Source organism: Citrobacter sp. wls708 (genome assembly GCF_005281255.1).
Lineage (GTDB): Bacteria > Pseudomonadota > Gammaproteobacteria > Enterobacterales > Enterobacteriaceae > Citrobacter > Citrobacter werkmanii.
Map to the genome: position 1 here is coordinate 418044 of NZ_SZXE01000043.1, position 21991 is coordinate 440034.

The 21991-nt window shown below is 52.1% G+C and carries 7 protein-coding genes and 1 other RNA gene; all 8 read right to left on the reverse strand.

The annotated features are described in order from the left end of the window. Window positions 1-207: 207 nt before the first annotated feature. On the reverse strand, window positions 208-2949 hold the full coding sequence (locus FDW97_RS23210; protein ID WP_137351679.1) for an NB-ARC domain-containing protein: 2742 nt from the start codon (window positions 2947-2949) through the stop codon (window positions 208-210). Between the two features lie 16 nt (window positions 2950-2965). Continuing rightward, window positions 2966-4162, reverse strand: coding sequence for an integrase domain-containing protein (locus FDW97_RS23215; protein WP_137351680.1), 1197 nt, complete (start codon window positions 4160-4162; stop codon window positions 2966-2968). Window positions 4163-4345: 183 nt separating this feature from the next. Then, window positions 4346-4709, reverse strand: a transfer-messenger RNA (tmRNA) gene (gene ssrA, locus FDW97_RS23220). Window positions 4710-4781: 72 nt separating this feature from the next. Further along, complete coding sequence (locus FDW97_RS23225; protein WP_137351692.1) at window positions 4782-5945, reverse strand: HlyD family efflux transporter periplasmic adaptor subunit; 1164 nt, start codon at window positions 5943-5945, stop codon at window positions 4782-4784. A 7-nt stretch (window positions 5946-5952) separates the two neighbouring features. Continuing rightward, on the reverse strand, window positions 5953-8139 hold the full coding sequence (locus tag FDW97_RS23230) for a type I secretion system permease/ATPase (RefSeq protein WP_137351681.1): 2187 nt from the start codon (window positions 8137-8139) through the stop codon (window positions 5953-5955). Continuing rightward, entirely contained in the window at window positions 8136-9545 is a 1410-nt protein-coding gene (locus FDW97_RS23235; RefSeq protein WP_137351682.1) for a TolC family outer membrane protein, read from the reverse strand. Before FDW97_RS23235 ends, FDW97_RS23230 begins: the two co-directional genes overlap by 4 nt. A 71-nt stretch (window positions 9546-9616) precedes the next feature. Further along, entirely contained in the window at window positions 9617-20842 is an 11226-nt protein-coding gene (locus FDW97_RS23240) for a BapA/Bap/LapF family large adhesin (protein ID WP_137351683.1), read from the reverse strand. A gap of 567 nt (window positions 20843-21409) precedes the next feature. Continuing rightward, window positions 21410-21892, reverse strand: a complete 483-nt coding sequence (gene smpB, locus FDW97_RS23245) for an SsrA-binding protein SmpB (RefSeq protein WP_043017973.1) — start codon at window positions 21890-21892, stop codon at window positions 21410-21412. Between the last annotated feature and the right edge of the window lie 99 nt (window positions 21893-21991).

Consider the following 21991-nt stretch of genomic DNA (forward strand, 5'->3'; position numbering starts at 1 on the left):
AGTACCGGCGCGCCCTGAGTCGGTTCATGCACCTGCATTAAAAGCGACCTCTTAAGCGGGCAGGCGTGGCGGGGAGAGCATTGCGCGCGAAAAGGAAGTATTAAATTATTTACTACCTCTAAGTATCAATGAATTATGCTTGCTAGTTAATGCAGAGAACTCAGGTACATTTAAGATGAGTATTAAATGCACCTGAGAAATTAAAAACTAAAGTAAATATATCTCAGAGGCCAAATGTGATTTCCCTTTTGGCTGCTCCTTAAGTGGTCTTATAGCAATACTATCGCCTTGCTTCAAATTAAACCACTCAGCATATCCACCATTTTTTAAAAACTCATATCTTAAATAATAATCTATATTATCTTTTTTGGCAAAGATATATAGTGGTGTATCCTTGCCGTCTTTAGATTTAGGAATGTTGGATATTTGAACAATTTCAAGGCCTTTTTGTAAGGCATATTCTTCATCTATTGGGTTATATAGATCTGATTGAGCATGTTTGGGGATTGAAAACGAAGTAAATGGGTTTTTCGGCATATCTATAGTAGAAAGCCTACGAATTAATTTCGTGATTTCATCATCGGAACCTATTTTGACATAGGGGGTGATATTATTTAGATGTTCTGCAATAAACTCTAAGGCCTCGTTAGAAAAAATTTTATTTTCTTTATAAACAGGCATTTTCAGTATTGCAGCAAGCTCGTTGAAAACACTTTTTGTTTGTTCGCATGCTTGTTTTATATAACCGTCAACACGAATTACATCGTTTAATGTTCTCATTGCACGGGATAGTAAAGACATAGATTTGTTTGGATCTTTTTGAATAAAATCTTCTGCCATTCGTTTTAATGCTGTAGCTCTAAAAACACCAACTATACCTCGAGAATGTTTTAAATCCTTCCATTTCTTACTTTGCTCAATAATTTCTGTGTACCGCAAGTCAAATAATAAGGCCAGATAATATCCATTATAAATTCTTTGAGTGAACTCAGGTACGTATTCATCTTCATTACACCAGCCTTCATTCATTAATATTTTATAAATATCATAAGCTAAGCTATAGTCACCATTGTTATGATAGTGCATAGCAAGGAATATACTTGAATTTATATCGCTAGGATCAAGTTGTAAGGCTTTTTTAAATTTTGTTATGGCAATTGGGGAGGCATTCAATGATGATGCGACGCGACCATAGCTCCGATTAAATATTGACACTTCGCTATAGAGATGATCCATGTCTCTACATTTATTCATTAAATTAATTGCTTTAGATTTACTGGGGATACTCATACCCTTAAAGGATTTATTAACATCTTTGATAAATGGTATTAGGTTTTCGTTTAGGTTGTTAGGTATATAGTCCCAGTGATAAGGAGGGATGCTATTTTGTCTTTGCTCATGTTCAATTTGTTTGGTAATAGCTTTTCTACGTTTCAGATCATCTAGCAGTTTCTCACGTAAATGGATATTACGTGGGGTAGTCACTAAAAGTTCACGTATGGACTCGCTGAGCGAATATATTTCCCCACCTTCACTAGTGGTTCTATTTATCAGACTTGTGTTACTTAACTGAGCAATGCTTTCAACTATTTCTTCTAAAGAAAGTGAGAGCATTTCGCATAATGTAATGCGATTATTATTGTCAGATATAAACAATGCTTCTAAAATATTGACGGAGTTATCGGATAACGCATCAATCAAATTGCTATAAGAGAAGGAAGCAATTTCTTTATTTGCTACGGTTATAGATTCAGGGATTTCTTTTCCTGTCAAATATAAATCAATACTAAGCCTTATTGCTAAAGGGTTGTTATAACATTTGCTAACAAGATTCCTTAAAACTTCCTCTGGAAGATTCTTTCTATTTCTTTTTGATAAATATGTTCTAGCTAAATGAAGCGCATGTTTTTCTTTAAGAGGTTCAAGGCTGATAATTCGTGCATTTCCAATTGAAATTCTGCTTGTAATTAATACGCGCCAAGCTACTGGCAAATCATAAGTAAACTCTTCAAAATCTTTTGTTGAGTTAATCAACAGAGTCTCTAAATTATCAATGAATAGTAAAATTTTCTCTTCTGACTTATTTTTACACAATTCATCAAATGTTAAATATGTTTCGTCGTATATTTTATTCGCAGCTAAAACTATAGACTCTTTGAGTTCAATAAGAGATTCGATTGAATCAAGTTTTATAACACCCTCTGATGTAAGTTTTTCTGTTTTAAGCGTTGAGAAAATACAAGAGTCAAAATAGTTTTTTGTCTCAGGATTTTTTACTTGACGGCTCAGAAGATCTAAGGCCAATGCTGTTTTACCAATTCCTCCTGGGGCAACAATGGCTATATTATTAACTCTTCTGTTTTTTAAACACTCAATAAGAAGATCTTGTTCTTTTTGACGTCCAACCAAACCTGTTATGCCATGTTCAAACACTTCGGGAAGATTATTAGGTAACTCCCACATGGTTTTTTCATACCAGTCCTCAGGGGGATCACTCAAATTATTTTCTTCGGCTGAGACCAAAGCAGAATGCACTTTATTTAACTTTAAAATGTTAATGATAGGGTCTGAAGCTATAGCCGCAACTTTATACCAATATGATATTATAAATTGGCGATTAGGATGCGATATAACATTTCTTATATTATAGATGTCATTTATTATAAACTGATCTCTAATATACTGAATGTATTCATTGAGCGAGTTATTCTTAGTTATCTCTATCGCAATGCTAAACAGTTCGTCAAGATATGTTGATTCGATGATATCTTTTGGTTTAATAATTTCTGAAAATTGCTTCCTTTGAGAATCTCTGGCTACAACAGTTTTCACTATATCTTGTGGGAAATCTTCTATTGCAATATCTTCATCCAAAATGAAATTGCCTAAAGAAGATTCAATTTCATGAAGAACCATTGCTGTTTTGCGTCTGTAAAGTGTGATATCCATATTATTTCCAGTTGTATTATCGATAAAATGCGTAAACCTGGTTGCCCCACCAGGCCATCAGTTCAACACGCTGGTCTAGATATGTACTGCGGTTATAAGCTCTCCTAACTTCATTCTTATCACTATGGGCTAATGCTGCTTCGATAGCATCAGGATTAAAGCCAACCTCATTCATAGCTGTACTGGCTATAGATCTGAGTCCATGTGCAACTAATCTACCTGAAAATCCGATCCTTTTTAAGGCTGCATTTGCTGTTTGGCTATTCACGGCCTGCCTTGGATCATTTCTGCTTGGAAAAACATGTTCACGATGAGCGCTAATAGGTTTCATCACTTCCAGAATATCTAACGCCTGAGGCGATAAAGGAACAATGTGTTCACGCTTAGCCTTCATTCGTTCGGCGGGAATCGTCCAGAGTTTGGCATCGAGATCGATCTCGACCCACCGAGTACCAGAAGCCTCAGAAGGGCGCACTAGGGTCAGGAGTTGCCACTCAATAAGACAGCGAGTCGGAACAGACAGATTCGACATGACCAGAGAACGCATCAGCTTAGGTAATTCTTCTGGTCGTAGCGTGGGCATGTTCTGCTTTTTGGGTTTCTCAAATGCCATTCCAACACCTGATGCTGGGTTAGCATCAATCAGGCCGGTGTTGACTGCGTAAATCATTATTTCGTTAATGCGCTGGACCAAGCGACGAACAGTCTCTAATGCGCCGCGTGCTTTGATTGGTTCCAATGCTTCAACTATCGTTCTGGCCTTAATCTCCTGAACAGGTATCGCGCCTATTGCTGGGAATACGTCTTTATCTAGAGAGCGCCAAATATCCTTCGCGTAGTCCTCAGTGACGCTTTGGCTCTTCATTTTGAACCAGTTGGCGGTCACAGTTGAGAAAATGCTATCCAGCTCAATCTGACGTTGCTCTGATGCTTGCTCTTGCTGCTGTTGTGGATCCATCCCTTGAGCTAGCGCAGCTAAATGTTGGTCGCGTATCTGGCGAGCGGCTGCGAGCGTAAGGGCAGGGTATGAACCGAGACTCAGATTAGTGCGGCTATTACTTACAGGACGTTGGTATCGGAAGCGCCAGAGTTTTTTACCAGATGCTTTGACAAGTAAGAACAGGCCGTCCCCATCATGCAGGGTGAAGTCTTTTTCACGGGGTTTCGCTTTGAGAATTTCGTTGTTAGTGAGGGGGCGTGTAATGCGCGCCATGTCTGGATCCCTTCCAAAATTGGTACACGTTTAATGGCCCACAGTATAGCGTGTACCTAAACGTGTACCAATTTTCTCTGGATTTAGCTGGATGTTCTCGGACAACGACAGACACAAAAAAGCCCGCAGGGCTTGTGCCATGCGGGCTTTCTGTACTTCACCGGACGTATCCGGATCATAATGTGGTGGAGCTGGCGGGAGTTGAACCCGCGTCCGAAATTCCTACATCCTCGGTACTACATGCTTAGTTCGTCTTTACATTCGCCTGGCACCTGCGGACGGACACGCCACTACCAGACTAGCCTGATTAGTTTTAACGCTTCAACCCCAGGCAGGGCATCCACGCGATCTCTTTTGGGTTTGACCTCTCTTTGATCCCCGTCTTAAGAGCGGAAGCTAGGGAGAGAGGGCTCAGAGCAGGTTATTAAGCTGCTAAAGCGTAGTTTTCGTCGTTTGCGACTATTTTTTTGCGGCTTTTTACGAGGCCAACCGCCCCTCGGCATGCACCTTGGGTTTCGCGAATCCCGTCGAATCCAGAATCAGCCCCAATGTGTTAGAGCAAGTATAACAGACTTGTGACACGCGTGACCAGCCCCCGCAACCCCTAATCCTCAAGGATTTACCGCTCGCGTAGCGCTTCTTTAGCCCGATTAAACGGTTTGATTAAATAGTCGGCGATGGTTTTTTCACCTGTTTTTATATCCACTGTGGCAATCATGCCCGGTACGATGGAGAACTGGCGACCCAGTTTGTTCTCCAGGTAGTCCTGATGGGTACGGATAAACACGCGGTAGTAGAAGATTTCCGGTTTCACTTTATCCTGAATAGTGTCCGGAGAGATGGTTTCAACTACGCCTTCCAGACCGCCATAAATGGCGTAGTCATAAGCGGTTATCTTGACCAGCGCACGCTGGCCAGGGTGAATAAATGCGATATCACGCGGCGACAGACGGGTTTCAATGAGTAGATGATCGTCTATTGGCACGATTTCCATCATTTCGCCATTGGGTGGGATAACCCCGCCAATGGTGGTGACCTGGATATTTTTCACGATGCCGCGCATGGGCGCGCGCACGGTCAACCGGGTGACGGAATCCTCACGTCCTTTCAAAATGGCCGCCAGCATATCCACTTCGGCGTTGGCTTTAGACAGCGCTTCACGCGCCTGCACAAAGTATTGGGAACGCAGGTCAGTGATTTTTAATCCCAGATCGCTTTTTTGTCGTTGCAGGCGCAGCACTTCCACATGGCTGGCGGCGCCGCTTTTCTCCAGACGTTGGGTAATGGCCAGCTCTTTATTGACTGAGACCAGCGCGTCCTGCAGTTCCGCCATGGAATCAGCAAGCTGCGCGCGGCGGCTTTTATACAGACGTGTTTCGGAGGCGATGAGATCCGGCCAGGCGCGTAGTGAATCGGGAAAGGTCAGCGGCAGATCGTTAACTTCAGCATTAAGCCGCGCGCTGGAAGCCAACGAGGCGCGATAACGGGCGGCGCTTTCCCCAACGTTGGACTCTAAGCGGGTAGGATCGAGGCGCGCTACGATTTGATTGGCCTGCACCTTATCGCCCTCGCGTACCGTCAGCTCGGCGAGGATCCCGCCATCCAGCGACTGCAATACCTGCTCACGTGAGCTGGGGATCACTTTCCCGCTGCCGGTCGAGACTTCATCAAGTTTACCGAAATACGCCCAGATACCCAGCACGGCAAATAACAGCGTGCTGAGCAGAATAATGCGGCTGGCCCCGGAAAAATGGTGTTCGCGGCGGATATCCAGATCGTCCATGGCGGCGTCATGCGGATTGGTTTTCATTTTTCCACTCCCGACCGTGAGTAGGTACAGGTGCCCGACTCGCATTCAACGCCTGCGCTTTCGGGGCATCCATCACCAGTTGACCTTCTTTCAATACCACCACGCGCTCGACCAGCTCCAGAACCGGCACGCGATGGGTGGCGACAATCAGTGTACGGTTGCCCAGCCAGAGGTTTAGCCGCTGAATAAACTCCCGCTCGGTATGTTCATCCAGTGAAGCGCTGGGTTCGTCCAGTAGCACGATATTGGGTGAGCGCAGCAGCATTCTTGCCAGCAAAATCGACTGCCGCTGTCCACCGGACAGACCGTTGCCGCCCTCCATAATCGGATGCGCCAGCCCTTTGGCGAGTTGTTTAACGAAAGCCGCTGCGCCGCTGACCTCCAGCGCGTCGAATATCTGCGCGTCGCTGGCATGCGGCGCGCCAAGGGTCAGGTTCTCACGCAGGGTGCCGAAAAACAGCCGCGCATTCTGGCTGAGAAAACCGATGTTGCGGCGTAAATCGGCCATATCGATTTGCGCCAGGCTTAGGTTATCGAGTCGGACCTCACCCTGAATAATCTCCACGCCGCCCGCCATGGCCTGCAGCAGCGTTGATTTCCCCGCGCCGTTACGACCGAGGAGCGCTATTCGTTCCCCGGGCATGATCTCCAGACGTGAGATACGCAGCGGCACGCGCTGATCGTCGCTGTGGTAGCGAAAGTGCGCGTTTTCAAAGAGATAATGACCGTGAAGAATTTCCTGATGTACCCGATCTTCATCGTACTGCGTTTCGGTGGGGAGCTGCATGATGCTGTCCAACCCCATCTTCGCTGCTTTGACCTGCTGCCAGCGGGCCAGCACGCCGCACAGGTTAGCCATTGGGGCAATCATTCTGGAACCGAGCATGGAGGCGGCCACCACGGCCCCGGTGGTCATCGTGCCTTCAATGACCATCGGCGCACCGAACATAATAATGGCGGCGTAGACCAGGCTTTGTACCGACATGCCCCAACCAATCAGCCCCTGAGTCAGCTTGCGCGTGCGCAGTCCGGACTCTCCGGTAATACGGATGTAGCTGTTCCACTGCTGTAAAAAGCGGTTTTCCGCCTGCATCAGCTTGATGTCCTCCAGCCCCTGAACGCTTTCAACCAGTACCGCGTTGCGCAGGGTGGATTCATGTGCGGCCTGGTTGGCGAGCACCGCCAGCTTCTTCTGTAACAGTAAACCAGGTAGGATCATCAGCAGGGCGGCGACGGGCGCTATCCATGCCAGCGGCGGGGCAATGCAGGCCAATACCACGATAAACAGAAAGAAAAAAGGCAGATCGACAATAGTCGACATGGTCGAGGAGGTGATCATCTCGCGAACCTGCTCCAGCTCGCGGAGTTGAGAAATAAAGCTCCCCGTAGAGCGAGGTACGGCGCTATTACGCAGCCGCAGGGCATGGCTGAACACCCGATCGGAAATGCGCATATCGGCGCGTTTACCCAGCAGATCCATAATGTGGGTACGTGCTTCGCGCAGCAGAAAGCCAAACAGGACCGCCACCAGAACGCCGGTTGAGAGAACATACAGCGTCGGATACGACTGGGCCGGAATCACCCGATCGTAGACCTGCATCGAAAAGATAATCCCGGCGAGCGACAGAACGTTAATCAGAAAAGCGGCAACCATCACCGGCAGGTAAGGGCGGATATCCTGTAAAACCAGTTCGCGCATCCAGTCGGGCTTAAAGCGAGAAATATAGCGGTCTACCCGACTGTCTTTTAGCGCCGAAAGCGGACGCAGCGCGGTAATGCTTACGATCTCCGGCACAAGCTCTGCAACCGTCAGCCGGTTACGCTGCCCCTCTTCGGCGATGATAAAAACATCCAGCGCATCGTCACCGTTGAAATGTTCTAGCACCATGATTTGGCCGTCGCGCAGTTCAGCCACTACCGGTAAACGCCACTGGCTGAACGCCTGCTTTGTGGTATCCAGTGCGTGAAATGACAGGCCTGCCTGGCGCGCCAGTTGCGTCAGCGCGAGGGTGCGGTTTTTTCCTGCAAACCATGGAGCGTTGGCCTGGATTGCGCCGGGGGAGCAGGCAACGCGATAGTGGCTGGCAATATACGTCATCGCCTGCGCCCACTGGCTCAGGGCCTGTTCGCCAATGGCCTCTTCCGCATGTGAATCGACGTCGCTCATAGCTGTATCTCCACCGATTGAATGCTGCGGTTATTTAAGGCGAATGCCTGGCGTAGCGAGCCGGTGTTGTAGAGGCAGTTCAGCTGTAACTGGCGTAGCTGGTTTTGGGTCTGGAGTTCAGCAAAACGCGCCTGATACACCTCCTGCTCGGCGTTAAGCACATCGAGCAACGGGCGAGAGCCAAGATCCAGATACTGCTGTTGATACAGCTCGCGCGTTTGTTCACTCAGTCGCTGCTGGCGTCGCAGAATTTGCAGAGCGGTGGCGAGACTCATCGCCTGGCTGCGGGATTCCAGTAATTTCTGCCGTACCTCAAGCCGGGTTCGTTGAATGGAATACTGGGCTGACTCAACTGCATGACTGGCGGCGTTGCGTCTGGCGGTAAGTCCGCCTCCCTGATACAGCGGCATTTCAACTTTTACCCATGCGGAGTACTGGGTTTTGTCGAGCACCTCATGGCTGGGATATTTGTCGTTGAGATAGTGCTGAACCGACGGCTCCAGAGAGATAGTCGGCGTCATTTGCGCGTTGGCGTAGTCGAGATTGGCCTGCGCCACATTCGCCTGCGCCCACGCCGCGAGCACGGCAGGAACCAGCTTATCGTCGGGTTTAACGACATCACAACTGCTGTCCAGTTTGCCGGGAAATTCATTGCTGATGCCGTTGAGCGAGTTCCAGCCGAGAAAACTCATCAGCGTTGCCTTGCTGCTGTCGAGATTGGCCTGGTACTGCGCCAGTTGCGAACGCGCGGACTCTATACGCGCATCGGTTTGCACCACGTCTGATAGTGAGGTTGCGCCTTCATCATTGCGTTGCCGGGTCAATCGGCCAATGCCGTTCAGAGCGGAGAGTTGCTCCTCGGCGGCGTCCACCATTTGCTGCCACATCTGCACCTGGACTATCGCGTTGGCGGTCGCGTGGGCGATGGTATCAATACTGAGTAACACATTAGCCTGTTGTTGCGCGGATCCTGCGGTTTCAGCGCGGACCTGGCTGGCCACTTTGCCGAAGTCATACAGCATTTGCGACACCGAAATAACCAGGGCCGGGCTAAAGCCGTGGTCAGTATAAGTATTGCTGTAGCCGTTGTTCATTCCGGCAGTTACCTGCGGGTAATATTTCGATTTCGCCACGTCTATCTGCTCATTCTGTGAGAGTAGTTTGCCGATAGATTCACGAATGGTAGGGTGCCAGCTCACGGCACGACTCACGGCATCGTTCAGCGTCAGAGTTCCGGGGGCGGCAGGGCTTAGCGGCAGATCGGCGACGGAGCCGTCAAGGCTTGGAAGCATCTGGCTGTTTGCCAACCCTTCCGGCGTAATAACTTGCGGTTCATCTTCGGCATTCACCCGCATGGAACACAGTGTTAATGCCAGCAGTAATGCCACGGGCATGACTTTTCCCATATTTCATCCCTTTCAAAATACAACCGTTACGGCAGTTGCTCCGGGCGTCATGGCGCCCGGAGCTTTATGGATTAACCACCCGTGATGAGATGGTTGTTCTGTAGCAGTTCATTCAGCGTGGTGTTGACGTTCTCCAGGGTGATGAGGTTGGTGGATTGATAAGTTCCACCCGTGCCGTCGCGGTCGATGGCGATCACGGTGTTGGATCCGTTGGTGGTGACCTGTACGTAGTTCCCAAGCGTAGAAGCCTGATGGTTCCATCCGCTCAGCAGTTCGTGGATATCGATCTTGTCGCCCTGGGCCATCGAGAAGTTGGTCCAACTGTCGCTGTTGTTCCCTCCGGTTGCGTTGTTGGCATTAAGCAGGTGATAAATCAGCGTATCGCCGTATGCGCTGCCGGTCAGCCGATCGGCATCCACGGTGCTCACGACCTGCGGATTCATGTCGATGGTCAGCGTGGCGGTATCGGTATGGCCTTGCTGGTCGTTGAGGGTGTAGTTGAACGTCTCTTTGGTCGTGATGGAGGCCAGTGATACATCGCTGTTGAGGGCATAGGTGTAATGGCCGTCTATGCCGATGGTCAGTTTGCCGTACAGACCGTTAATGATGGCGCTGGTCGTGTTGCCAAGCGGATCCAACGTGGCAGTGCTACCGCCAGTGCCGTTCACCGTCAGCAGGGTATGCACGCTGGCAATATGGTCTCCGTCATAGATATTGCCCGTGACGCTGTTTGCGGCGGAGGTTTCGAAGTTTTGCAGATCGATTATCGTGCCTTTTACGCTTGGGGTGATGGTGATATTCCCCAGCCCCAGAGCCCCGACGCTGCCGGTGTAGTCGAGGCGGTAGTTACCGCTATGCAGTACAATCCCGCTCAGGGCAATATCAATATTGCCGCCAACCAGCAATCCGCCGTTGAACGAGCCGTTAGTCACCTTGACGTTGTTACTGTCGTACAGTGTCCAGGCGACGGTTAGTCCGCCCAGCGTCAGACCTGAAGCGACGTTAAAATGCAGGATGGCGTTTTGCACCGCCGTTCCCGCTGCAACCTCAATAGTTCCTGTGCCATTTTGTGACGTTGCTGACAAGAGTTGGGCGTTCCAACTGGCGTTACCGACGCTATTATCGGTGAACGACCGGGATGTATCCGCCTGCGTGGTGACCGCCATCTGGGGGCTGATGTCATTGACGGCATCCAGTGCCTGCGGGGTTGCCGTAATGTTCAGCGACGCGCTGCCGGTGTCGCCGTTTGGCGCCCGGACCTTATACACGAAGCTGTCAGGAGTGTTGATGCCGTCCGCGCCCAGCCCGCTTTTTAACGTGTAGGTGTAGTTCCCCTTCGCATCAATAGTCAGCGTGCCGTACTGCCCGTTTATGGTTGTGATGCCCGTCCCGTTAACGGCGACGCCGTTCACCTCGGTAATAACGGTATTGGCCGGAGCCGAGTCATTGACCAACAGATTTCCGTTGGTCGACGCGCTCAGGCTGTCTACGGCGTAGGTATGATCCGTCTTAATGTCCAGTGTATAAGTGGTTGCCAGAGCCAGACCGCCGGAAGCGTTAAGCAGGAACAGATAGTCTCCGCCAGGCAGCGTGATGGTGTATTCCGTAGAGCCGCCAGCTAACACCGCGGTGACCCAATTGGGCTTCACACGGAACTGTTCATATTGTTGAATAGACTCATTGAAGCGATAAATGTAGAGATCAAAACCGCCCACCGTCACGCCGAGAACATTCGCTTGCACGGTCAGCGTGCGGGTTGCGCCATCATCCACGTTGAATTTGATAGGGTTGGTCAGGCCGTTAACCAGACTGACGTCCAGCACATTACCCAGTCCAACGTTAACGAGCGTGAAGCCGGTTTGTTTTGACGTTCCATTATCGATCGCAATGACCTGCGTCCCGTAAGTCAGCGCGGCAATATCATCTGCTGCTGTGACTGTACTGGTCGCTGGGGGCTGGCCCAGCGTTACCACCAGTTTTGCCGATGAGCTATCTGCGCCATGCGTCAGCGTATAGGTGAAGCTTTCGGAGCGTCCATACACTGAAATTGACGTATTGGTCAGGGTGTAGGTATAGCTACCGTTCTGATTAATATGCAGGATGCCGTATTTCCCCTGCACATCAATACCGCCCGCCGGGACGCTCACGATGTTGCCGTTACCGTCGGTTACGGAGGTGACCAGCGTGCCAGACGGCGCGTTATCCTGCCCGTTGGTGGGATCGATATCCGTGATGATGTTGCCAGATTCCGTCGTACCGCCGATGATGGTCCCGGCGCTGCTTTTCACCACCGCGACATCAAGGCTGGTGTAAGAGCCCGTTGCCAGCAGGTTGGTGTTATAGCTTACGACACGGTAATCACCCCCCGTCAGTCCGCTGTAATTAAGCGTTACGCCAGAAGCGCCTAAGGTGAGAAGGCTGGCAAAGTTGGGTAGGCCGGTATCCACTACCGTCACCCAGGCATTCAGCGAACTGTCAAAGCGCTGGATCACGATCTCCAGCGTGTTTAGCAGTGACAGGACCACGCCGGTCGCGGCTGCATTGATCGTAATGGATCCGCTGCCGCCAGAGACGATATTAAAATTGACGGTTGCCGTATCGTCTCCCAGCACGTTCGCCACATTACCCAGCGCGTTGACCAACAGGAAACCATAATCGCTTTTATGCTCGGTGCTGACGGTCACATCAGTCTGTAGCGGCAGACGGGTAATGTTGTCTTCGGCCAGCAACGGCAATACCGGGGCGATAACGCTTGTAGGCGATGATGTATTACCTGCTGCATCGGTCGCCGTGGCGGACAGCGATTGACCTTCAATCTGGCGAACCGGCAAGTTGACGCTATAGACACCGCTGCTGTTGGCGATGGCCGTCACGCTGGTGCCGCCGGGTAGAGAGATAGTGACCGTGCTTCCCGCTTCGGCGACGCCGCTTACGGTTCCGCCATCGGCGCTGATCAGTATTGTTGGCGCGGAGGGCGGGGTGGTATCCACAATCACGCTGAACGAACCGGACAATCCGCTGGTGCCGTTGGCATTTGTTGCCGTGGCGGTAAACGCGTGGTTACCTTCGCTGAGCGCGCCGGTTGGGGTAAAGCTCCAGAGCCCATTGCCATCTGCGGTCGTGGCGCCCATGAACACCCCGTTGTTATACAGTCGGACCACGGCGCTAGCCTGCGCCGTTCCGCTGAGCGTTGGCAGGGTGTCATTGGTGGTTTTGCCCGCCGTGACCAGACCAGTGACCGAGCCGACGTCATCGAACACGCTGGCAATAACGGGCGCAGGCGGTACACCGGTAAAGGGTGCCAGAACGTTGCCTGCTGTACCGATGTTGCCCGCGGCATCCTGTGCGCTAACCAACAGCGTTTGCCCACTGATTTGCGGTGGGTTCAGCGTGAAGGTGAAGTTACCGGAGGCGTTCGCGGTTGCCGTACCGAGCACCGTTCCGCCGTTAGAGGTAATGATGACCGTGCTGTTGGGCTCGGCAACGCCTGTGAGCGTCGTGCCGTTGGCGTTTACTGAAAGTCCGCCAGGAATGCCTGGCGCGACGGTATCGACCACTATCGCTGCGGGAGCCGATGTGCCGCTGGTGTTACCTGCACTGTCCGTTGCGGTGATGGTAAAGGAGTGGGGACCTTGTGCCAGCTCGGTGGGCGGGGTGTAACTCCAGTTGCCGCTGCCGTCCGCCGTCACGCTGACGGCGAAGATGCCGTTATCATAAATATCGATCCGCGCATTGGCTTCGGTGGTGCCGGTTAACGTTGGGCGTGCGTCATTGGTTGGCTGATTATTGCCAATCGCGCCGGTGTTTGGTCCGACATCATCAATAATGCTGCTGATTGCAGGCAGCGTCGGGGCGGTAGTATCCACCACGACGCTAAAACCGGCCGTCGCGCCGCTGGTATTGCCCGCCGCGTCGGTGGCGGTGACGGTGAAGGTGTGCGATCCACTCGCCAACGGCGTGGTTGGGGTAAACGACCAACTGTTATTGCTCTGCACCAGTGCCGTTCCCAGCAGGGTGCTCCCGTCATAGATACTGACGGTGCTGCCTGCTTCAGCGGTGCCGTTCAGCGTTGGGCGCGCATCGTTAGTGAGTTGCCCGTTGCTGAGCACCGCATTGAACACGCCGCCTGCGACGTCATCGACCACCGAGACCAGTATCGGGGTAGTTGGCGCAAGCGTGTCGACATTAATAGTAAATCCACTCGACGCCGGGCTGACGTTGCCGGCGGCGTCGGTGGCAATGGCGGTAAACACATGCTGACCGTTGCCCAGCGTGGCGGGCAGATATTCCCAGGTGCCGTCTATCGCCGCAGTCACCGTCGCCAGCAGCGTGCCATTATCGTAGATGGCCACTCGGGCGCCCGCTTCCGCCGAGCCGTTGAGTAACGGACGGGTGTCGTTAGTAAAGGCTCCGTTCGACAGCGTTCCGGTACCCGGCAGCACGTCATCAAAAGCCTGAATAATGGTTGGCGCCAGGGGAGCGACGGTATCAACAACGATGTTAAATCCAGCGGACGCTGGGCTGACGTTTCCGGCAGCGTCCGTCGCGGTTGCTGTCAGCGCGTGGTTGCCATTGCCCAGAGCTGGCGGCGTGAAGCTCCAGGCGCCCGTCCCATCCGCTGTGGTTGAACCGATAAACGTTCCGTTATCGTAAATTTTGACCGTCGAATTGGCTTCAGCTGTGCCGTTGAGTGTGGGTTGTGTATCGTTTGTGGCCTGGCCGTTATTCAGATTACCGGTTGCCGGACCGACATCATCCGCAACCTGAGTAATGACTGGCGTCCCCGGCAACACCGTGTCGACGATAAGTGCGAAGCCATTGGATGGAGGGCTGGTATTACCCGCACTGTCTGTAGCGGTGACGGTCAGCGTATGTGGCCCGTTACTGAGTGCAGCCGTTGGGGTTAGGCTCCAGGTACCGTTCGCGCCAACGGTCGTAGTGCCGATGGGCTGACCGTCGCTCAGGACAGTAATCGTCGCGCCAACTTCACCGGTGCCACTCAGGGCCGGACGGGATTCGTTCGTGGTCTGGCCGTTGGTTATTGGGCCCGTTGTCGGGGCGGTGTTGTCCTGCACCGTGCTGATGACCGGTATTGACGGGGCAATAGAGTCCAGTTCAATCGTAAACGATGATGATACTCCGCCCGTATTTCCTGCCCGATCGGTGGCAACGGCGGTGAAAATATGCTGACCCTGGCCCAGGGGCGTTTCTGGCGTAAAGCTCCAGTTGCCCGACGCATCCACCTGAGTTGTCCCTAAGTCGCTACCATTATCACGGATCGTGATGATGGCGCCGATCTCACCTTTACCGTTCAGCGTTGGCAACGCATCGTTGGTCAACTGTCCGTTAGTTAGCGCCGTATTACCGGGTTGATCGTCAATCACCGAGGTGATGACTGGTGCAGCAGGGGGAAGCGTGTCGACGACGACCACAAACGGTGGCGTGGCCGGGCTGATGTTGCCCGCGCCATCCGTGACGGATGCGGTCAGTGAGTGGCTGCCTTCACCGAGAGCAGGCGCAGGCGTAAAGCTCCAGTTGCCGTTTTCATCGCTGGTGGTTGTGCCAATCACTGCGCCATTATCGCGGATGGTCACAACCGAATCCGCTTCAGTGGTGCCCGCGAGCGTTGGGGTATTATCATTGGTCAACTGTCCGGAGGTCAGGGTCTGAGTTGTACCAACGTTGTCTGTGACCGTCACAATGGAGGGGGCATCCGGCGCCAGGGTATCGACAATGATTCGGAAATCACTGGACGGATCTCCCTGGTTGCCTGCGGCATCTGTTGCGCGAGCGGTGAAGATATGGTCGCCTTCTCCCAGAGGGTCGGTCGGGGTAAAGCTCCAGAAACCGTTGCTGTTTACCGTGGTTGTGGCATAAGCAACGCCCTTATCGTAAAGGGTGATGGTTGCGCCTGCTTCGCCGGTTCCGTTGAATGTCGGGCGTGAGTCGTTGGTAATTTGCCCTTTATCCAACGATCCGGTGCCTGGGGCAACATCGTCAATGATGCTGGTGATAGTTGGCACCTGCGGAGCTGTGGTGTCGATGGTGATGGCGTAGTTGGGCGATAAACCGCTGGTGATGCCGCCTACAGTTTGTGACACGGTGAAGTTATAGGTTGTGCCGTTAGTCAACGCAGTGGGTAACTGATAACTCCAGGCACCGGAAACAGCATCGGCGGTCACTGTAATGGCAGGTGACACACCATCTATATAAATATTAACAGTCGCCCCAGGGGTGGCTGTTCCTTGCAGCAGCGGTAAGGTGTCGTTAGTGGTTTTACCGTTGCCAATCACCCCCATGATGGGCGCGATGTCATCGACAATCTCAAGAGTCGGGGGATGTGGCACGTTGGAGATGGCGGCGTTAAACGGCGCAGGATCGCTCTGATTGCCTGCAGGATCCTGGGCAATAGCGGTGAGCGCCTGACCTGTTGTTTGTGCCGGTGAAATCGTGACAGTAAAGTTCCCGAAACTGTCAGCCACTCCCTGACCAAGAACGGTGTTGCCGCTACGGATAATTACCGTGCTGCCAATTTCTGCCGTGCCGCTTACTTTCGTCCCATCAGGATCTACGCTGGTAACAGTTGGAATGTCAGGAGGCAGCGTATCGACAATCAACGTTAGCGGATTATCTGCCGCCAGTACGTTACCGGCCCCATCCTGGGCACCGAAGGTCAATGTGTGAGTCGCGTTGGGCGTAAGGGGAACTTCGACACTCCAACTGCCGTTCGCGGCAACGATAGTCGTGGCAATCGGTGTCGTTGTGCCGTCATAAATTAACACCGTACTGCCCGGCGTGCCGGTCCCGCTAATGGTTGGCATTGTATCGTCCGTCACGCTGCCGCTGATTAGCGAACCGGTAAAGACGCCGACGTTATCCTGAATATCCGTGACCAGCGGTAGGGTCAGCTTCGTGTTGTTAACCGTAAACGAAATGCTGTTTGAGCTGTCGCTGATGTTACCGGCCGGATCGGTTGCGGTGGCGATCAGCGTGTAGCTCCCGTTGGTCAGTGCCGTCCCGGGCGTAATACTCCAGGTTCCGCCTGCCACCGTTGCTGTGCCGAGCACCGTACCGCCGTTATACAGAGTAATGATATCCCCGTCGGTGCCTGTACCTCGAATGGTTGGCGTGGTGTCATCGGTCACGCCGTTAGCCGCAACATCGCCCTGGACGTCGCCGACATTATCGTTAGCGGCGATAATCACCGGCGGCGCTGAAGGTGTCGTATCAATCCCCAGGGCAACAGCATCCGAACGTGGACTGACGTTACCAGCAGGATCGGTTGCGGTGAGGGTGACCTGATAATTGTCCGGATTAATGGGGCTGGTGGGCGTAAAGCTCCAGGAGCCATCTGCACCAACGGTCGCAGTACCCAGCGGTGAAGTGTTGCCATCAAGGTAGATAGAAATAAGATCGCCAGGGTTGCCCGTGCCGCTAAAGGTTGGCGTGGTATCGTTAGTGATGCCGTTAGTGATGATGCCGGTTATCGGGTTGACGTCATCCATTATGGTTGGCGGCTCTGGTTTTACTGGCGGCAGGTTATCTACCGTCAGCGTAAAGCCTGCTGACGGGATCCCCGTGTTGCCAGCCACATCGGTCGCCGTCGCCGTAAATTTGTGCGGACCGTCCGGCAGTGGACCTGTCGGCGTATATGTCCAGCTTCCATTTGGCTGAACGGTGGTGGTACCAAGAAAAACGTTGTTATCGTAAAGGGTAATCGTCGCGCCTGGCTCGCCGGTTCCGGACAGTTCGGGGGTCGTGCTCTTGGTACTGCCACCGTTGCTCAACGTTTGTAGGGTTGTGCCAATCAGACCTTCTGCTGAGCTGATAACCGGGGCTGGCGGTGGGGTGGTATCAATGGTCAGCGTGAAATTACCTGGGTTACTGGCGTTGCCTGCAACGTCTGTCGCAATTGCTGACAAACTATGTGGACCTTCACTGAGCGGCTGGCTGAGTTGAATACTCCAGGTGCCATCAAGTAATACCGTTGTGCTACCAATCGACGTGGCGCCATCATAGAGGGTGATGGTAGAACCGGCTGTCCCGGTCCCTTTCAGCAGCGGCAAAGTATCGTTTGAGCGGCTACCGGTGGACAGAGCAATCGGCGCATTCCCGACGTCGTCGGTGGCAGTCAAAATGACAGGATTGCCTGGCGGTTGGGTATCTACGGTAACGCTGACCACGGTGGAGGAGGTGACGACGTTACCAGCGGCATCTGTAGCAGAGACAGTAAACTGGTGGATGCGGTCGCTGAGCGCCTGATTTGCCGGAACGGTATAACTCCAGGTTCCCGTGCTATCGACAAGCATGACTGTCATCAGGAAACTGCCATCGTACAGGCTCACCAAAGAACCGGGTTCACCGGTGCCTGATATGGTTGGCGTATTATCGTTGGTGACCCAACCGTTGTTCGCGACGCTACCTGTGATGCTGCCGACATCATCGTTAATCAGCGTAATCACGGGGACGGTCGGAGCGAGACTATCGACAATTATTTTCCAGCTTGCAGCGCTACTGGTATTGCTGGCGGCATCGGTTGCCGTCACCGTAAATATGTGCGCGCCTTGGGTCAACGCTGTTGTAGGCGTATAGTTCCAGTTACCGTTGAGATCAGCGGTGACGGTCGTTAACAGTTCGCCGTTATCGTAAATTTTAACCTGAGCTCCGGCCTCGGCAGTGCCTTCGAGTTTAGGTTTATCGTCGTTAGTTAAGCCGTTGTTACTGATGGAACCGATGACATCCGCGACATCATCCGTCACGGCAATGATAATCGGCTGGTTTGGTGCGGTGATATCCGGTGCCAGCGCCGAGGTTGGCAGGCTTTCGTTATTATTGCTGTCAGTTGCGGTGACTTTTACCGTTTCGCCGTTCATTTGTGACGGTGTAATCGACACGGTGAAGTTGCCACCGTTGTCAGCCTGACCAACACCAATCTGATTGCCGTTGCTGTCTTTGACGGTGACGGTGCTTCCCGCTTCGGCATGTCCGCTTACAGAACCGCCGTCCCCGGCGACGATGACGCCGGTTGGCGCATCAGGTGCTGTGGTATCTGGTGCGGTAATCGGAGTGTTACCGCTGGTATTGCCTGCTGCATCCGTTGCATTCGCGTTAAGGTGTTCACCGTTAGTCTGCGGCGGAACCAGCGTGGCGGTGAAATCTCCGCTCGGGCCAGCAGTTGCTGTTCCAATGATCGCGCCATCTGGATCCAGAATATGTACCGTACTGTTGGGTTCTGCGGTGCCGGTAACCTGATCGCCCGTAGGATTAATCATCAGGTTAGCAGGCGGCTGCGGGGCCGTGATATCTGGCGCGAGCGTGGTTTCTGGCTGGCTTGGGTTGCCTGCCGGATCGGTCGCGATGGCGGTAATCGTTTCGCCATTGGTCTGTGGCGGGGTAATGGGGATGGTAAATGATCCATCTTCTCCGGCGACGCCGCTGCCGATCGGAGTGTTATTACTGTCGGTGATAACGACAGTATTGCCCGGCTCGGCCGTCCCGGTGACAACGCTGCCGTCTGCGGAGACGCTGAGATCGTCTGGTGGCGACGGCGGCTGTATGTCGATACTAATATTAAATGTTGGCGACATACCGCCTGTCCCTAGCTGGTTTGTTGCCGTGGCGCTGAAAGCGTGCGGCCCTTCCGGCAACGGCGTAGCGGATGTCCAGCTCCAGTTGCCATTGGCGTCGGCAACCACGCTTTCGATAATCGTACCATTGTTATAAATGTTAACGGTGCTGTTAGCGTCCGCAGTGCCAGAGAGCGTTGGCGTTTGATCGTTGGTGGCCTGATTGTTGCTCAATAACCCGATTGACGGTGCGGCATCATCCATAACGCTGACGATAACGGGTACGCCCGGATAGCCGGAATTTGTGGCATAAAATGGGGTATCTGGCCCGATGTTGCCCGCCTTATCCTGAATCTTCGCGAGCAACGCTTCGCCGTGCGTCTGTGAGGGGGAAATCGCGATGACGAAATTGCCGGTTTGATCGACCGTTATTGCACCTAAAACCTGGCTATTACTACCAATGATAGTGACCAGACTTCCTGCTTCCGCTCTACCCGTTACCGTGGTGCCTTCGAGGTTTACGGTGGAAATCACCGCGCCTGCAGGCGCGGTCGTATCAACGGTAAATGTCGGCAGGCTCGTTTCCGCGCCCACATTACCTGCGGCGTCAGTTTGCGTCAGCGTCAGATTGTGAACGCCGTCGCTGAGTGGCGTATCAGGCGTAAAGGTCCAGTTACCATTGTCATCTACTGGCTCCATACCAATCAGGATGCCATTGTCATAGATGCTGATGGTACTCCCTGCTTCGCCAGTACCAGTGAGAGTTGGCGTGGCATCGTCGGTTTCACCGCCATTGGCGATAAGACCGGTAATGGAACCGACATTGTCTATTTCCTGTGTAACCACGGGGGCATCAGGGGCAAGCGTATCGACAATAATCACCCAACTGTCTGACATCCCACTACTACCCGCATTATTTGACGCGCTGACGGTAAACTGGTGAGTGCCGTCTGCAAGAGGGGATGAGGGGGTAAACGACCAGTGGCCGTTGGCATCGATAGTAACCTGGCCTATTTCGACGCCGTTATCAAAAATATGTAATGTGGCATTTGCCGGGCCGGTACCCTGAAGTTCAGGCGTATTATCGTTGGTGGACTCCTGTTGATTGACAAGGCCGGTAATAAGCTCCAGGTCGTCAATTACGCTGGTGATGACGGGCATGTCTGGCATATTGGGGGTTGTTGTTGGCGGCGCGCCGTTATCGCCATCGCCACTACCGCTGCCGCCGTTACCATTGCCGTTTCCGGCATTACCGTTGCCGCCGCTACCATTACCGTTTCCGGCATTATTATCGCTCCCGCCGCTGCCACCGCCGCCGCCACCTCCTGCAGCGAGGCCAATTCCGCCAGCGACCGCAACCCCGCCAAGGACCCAGGGCCAGATTGCGCCTCCGTCATGACTGCCTTCGGCCGTCATCAGCGGCGTGAGATCGTCCAGGTGCTGAAAATGGAAAGCACCATCCGTATCCTGAACCCACCATAGCGCGCCATTGCTGTCTTCCAGAACGAGCTGGTTTTGCGCATCACCTTTTCCGACGTAAAAATTTTTAATGGTGATGGTTTCACCTGAACGGAGTGTGACAACCAGATCCTGATTAACACGAGTCAACTGGCTGACCTCCTCACGTGAAACGGACAGTTTCACAATAGAAGGTGAGTTGAGTGTAATTTCAGAGGCTTCAACATTGGTAGAAACACCAGTCAACTTCGATACAACGGCGAGTAGACGCATATGTTCACTCCTGATGGCAGGTCGGGAGTATTAATCCGCAACGGCGTGCCGGGAAAATGAGCAGACAGGTGCCTCGTTCATCATAATGATGAACTTACACATGTAATTTCATGGATAAGATTTACTGGTATCAGTTTCTGAAAAAATTAAGTCGTAGTCTGAGCACCAAAATAGTTCTTTCGTATTAGATGATATAGTCAGAAAGAAAAGTTTCTGCAATGTCCAGATATTAAAAACATATGGTGATATTTTGCATCGAAATGAGTTAAACGTTTCGATAAATAGGTTTTATTTATAAGTTGCTGTAATTGTTGTTTTTGTTATTTATTTTTAATAATAAACAACAGTAATAATAATGCTATTTTGAAAGATGAAAAATAGCGCGCGGGAGTACTTGAAGTTTTATTTTATTGGACTACTGCTTGCCTGCAGGCTGGGGTTCGTATTTTTAACTGAACGATTCAGCAATGGAATCTATAATTACTATGAATGTATTGTGCGACTTTCAATAACTAAAAAATAAAGGCCAGTCATCATGGTGATAGACTGGCCACAGAGAAAAGAAGGTTATCGCCCGGCATTTTTCATAATACGTGCTTTATCCACCTGCCATTCGCGTTCTTTCACGTCGGAGCGCTTGTCGTGTTGTTTCTTACCTTTGGCGACGCCAATTTTTACTTTACACCAGGCGTTCTTCCAGTACAGCGACAGTGCTACTACGGTATAACCATCCCGATTCATACGACCATACAAAGAGTCGAGTTCGCGCTGGTTTAACAGTAGCTTACGGGTACGGGTGGGATCGCATACCACGTGTGTTGAGGCAACGGCCATCGGTGTGAAGTTGGCGCCAAACAGGAACGCTTCGCCGTCTTTGAGTATAACGTAGCTATCGCCGATGTTAGCTTTACCTGCGCGCAAGGATTTGACTTCCCAGCCCTGCAGAGCGAGTCCTGCTTCGAACTCTTCTTCGATAAAGTATTCGTGTCGTGCGCGTTTGTTAAGCGCGATTGTGGCTGAGCCAGGTTTGTGTGCTTTTTTCTTCGTCATAATGCCGCTCAGTATAGGTAATCTGGAATCGAAAAACACCCCATTTCATCCAGCGGGGCGCAAGGCGCTATCTTAGCACGAGTTGGGCTATAGCGTTTT